The following is a 2,596-nucleotide window of genomic DNA, read 5'->3' as shown; positions in this document are numbered from 1 at the left end:
GGGAGGAGTAACTGGGGGCGAATATCTTCTTGTTGTCCGTCAGGGGCCCATTCGATGTGTAGTTTTTCGCTGCGTACCAATCAGCGGATTTGGTGGAAGGTATCCCTAGATCTGGCATGGTGAATCCTGGCACCGTTGGCTGGTGGAAGCATTTTGCGACTATGTTGGTAGCATAATTGCTATTGTAATGTTCAGGGGTCGTGAGAGCGCCCGTGTAATAAATGCGTGCGTCATTTACAATCGTGGGGGTATTGTCCAGGGTGAGGTTTCCAGCAACGTAGACTTTCCCGTGAATCCACGCGTCTTTCAGGTTGAAATCACCGTTGACATAGACATCGCCGTAGATATGTCGTTGTCCATTCCATAACGTGAGATCGCCGTTGACGTAGATGTTACCGGGTTCTTCCGCCGATCCCAGGCCCGCGCTCCCGCCGTCGAGGATAACGCTACCGTTGATATAGATCTCCGAGACGGCGATGCCATTACCTCCACCTCCAAGATCTTCTTTTTTCAGCCCTCTGGTAATAACAACCGTTGCCCCTGGGCCTGTGACAGTTGTGCTTCCTCCCCCTATTCCCTCCCCTATGCTGAGAGCGGTACCATAGACGAAGACGTTCTCCTCAATGGTGAAGTTGATGAATGGGGGCAGTGGTTCCTCTATCGGCTCTGCTGGCTCTACCGGGTCCGGGGAGAACGTTGACCCTCCTCTCACGAAGGCCGGCTCAGAGAGGATCGTCTCGCTGCCGCCTGATATCACGGTCACGACCACCCTCCTTGGCGTCTCCGTGCCGGTATAGTTGATGCTCTTACCGATAGACCAGATGCCGCCCTCGGGTTTGGAAAAATCACCGGTCCTCTCCACAAGTCCGCTTCCGGTGTCGACGTAGATCCGGTACTCCCCCGCTCTCAGGGGGTCGCCCCCCTCGTGGGTGAGAACGAGGCTGCCGCTCTTGTTCCCCGCGACGATGGTGGCATGGGGGATCTCGTCCGGCTGGGGGCCGGAGAGGAAGACTACCGCCACGACCGCCACCGCGAGGACGGTCAGGCCGACCAGAAGGATGGTTCCGACAACCTCGGAGACTCCTTCTTCACCGCGATGTTGTCTCATGCCATTCACTCCACAAGGGACGCCGCATTGTGGATCGTCACCGTGTAGTTCGATGGATACACGGTGAGGAATATGTATTTGTTATCTGTCGATTCGCCATCTTCCACCGGGTTGATGGTGAGTCGGACCTTGTTATCATCCGGCAACTTGGACACAAGCAGCGAAGTGACATTCTCGTCCTTCGCCCTCTGCTGAACCTCACCAAATGCCCTCTTCCAGGCCTCAGCTGCCTTAGCGTCGCCAGCCTCGATGGTCAGGTTCACCTGGGTATAGGGAGAGTCAAGGATGGCCGGATCGCTCTTGCGCATCCGTGTCTCGACCCGCACCGGCCCTGACCCCGAGATCATATCCGAGCCCTCAAGGCTGATCGGGGCTACGGTGAGGCTGATATTGTCGTCCCTCGTCTTCGCCACCGCGATCGACGGCCCGACCCGCACCGTCGTCCCCCCCTCCTGGGAGAGGAAGACCGCGCCTCCCTGGTAGATCCAGGTCTGTTCCACCCAGTAGCGGTTCGATGACGTGTAAGAGAGGCTACCGAGGGGGATGATCACTGGGTCGTCCCCGGCTGCTTCAATCGTCAGGTTGGCCCCGCCGCTCTTCACCGAGATCGTCCCCCCCGATCCTGCCGGGGTGAGGAGCGGGAACGAGAACGCCCGCCCCCCGGTCGCCGCGGAGTCCGTGCCGAGGTCGAAGGCCGTCGAGAGGAGAACGCCGGTTCTGTTGTTCACCCACAGCCCATCCAGAGCAATCTTGTAGTCGATGAACCGGTCCTTCACCGCGTTCATATGGAGTATCTCGTTCTCGCGCCCGACCGCCGGCACGCCGTACAACTGATAAAGCGAGAGTGCGACGACGATAATCCCCAGTAGTAGCACGAATCCGACAACTTCCGAGAGGGCGTCGTCACGCGCGCGGAACGGCATAGTTAACGTAACTCTCTGTGCAGGGGCTATATGTACCTATTGCTCCCTGTCGCCGGCGTTACGCAGGGTAAACCCAAAACTCGCCTGGATTCTCCGTGTACTGGCCCCTTCTGAGCCTCTCCTGCCTCTCCTCTCTCACCATCAACCCTTTTCACCTCGGGCCTCCCATAACTACTGCAGTATGCAACAGGAGTCGGGAGTATCCCCGGACGCGGTATCCCTCTCGCAGGGGTGCGTCCTCTGCCACCAGGGCGCAAAGATGGTCCTCTTCGTGACCGGCCGGTGCCACCGCACATGCTGGTACTGCCCGCTCTCCCGCGAGAGGAAGGGCCTCGACGTGGTGTACGCAAACGACCGGAAGGTCTCGTCGCCCGCCGACGCCATCGCCGAGGCCGAGAAGATGAGCGCGCTCGGAACCGGGGTCACCGGCGGGGAGCCGCTGATCGAGCTCGACCGGGTGGTGGAGTACTGCCGGGCTCTCAAGGAGCACTTCGGCCCCGGCCACCAGATCCACCTCTACACCGGCCTCGCGCCCGACGAGGCCATGCTCCGGCGGCTGCAGGGA

Annotated in this window: 3 protein-coding genes; 1 reads left to right on the top strand and 2 read right to left on the bottom strand. The window is 59.8% G+C overall.

Going from position 1 to position 2,596, the window contains the following annotated elements:
* Positions 1-1,108 (bottom strand): type IV pilin N-terminal domain-containing protein (locus PHP59_RS12560; protein ID WP_300167492.1); only part of this gene is annotated, 1,108 nt, incomplete at its 3' end.
* A 5-nt stretch (positions 1,109-1,113) separates the two neighbouring features.
* Positions 1,114-2,031, bottom strand: coding sequence for a hypothetical protein (locus tag PHP59_RS12555; protein WP_300167490.1), 918 nt, complete (start codon positions 2,029-2,031; stop codon positions 1,114-1,116).
* 181 nt (positions 2,032-2,212) lie between these two features.
* Here PHP59_RS12555 and PHP59_RS12550 point away from each other — a divergent pair.
* On the top strand, positions 2,213-2,596 hold a 384-nt coding region (locus PHP59_RS12550; protein ID WP_300167488.1), incomplete at its 3' end, for a radical SAM protein.

The sequence above is a fragment of the Methanofollis sp. genome, from assembly GCF_028702905.1.
In the GTDB taxonomy this organism is placed as follows: domain Archaea; phylum Halobacteriota; class Methanomicrobia; order Methanomicrobiales; family Methanofollaceae; genus Methanofollis.
This window is presented reverse-complemented; position numbering and strand designations above follow the sequence as displayed.

Bases quoted from the DNA above. Each gene is read 5' to 3' on its own strand.
- PHP59_RS12555 (WP_300167490.1), bottom strand. From the start codon at position 2,031: ATGCCGTTCCGCGCGCGTGACGACGCCCTCTCGGAAGTTGTCGGATTC.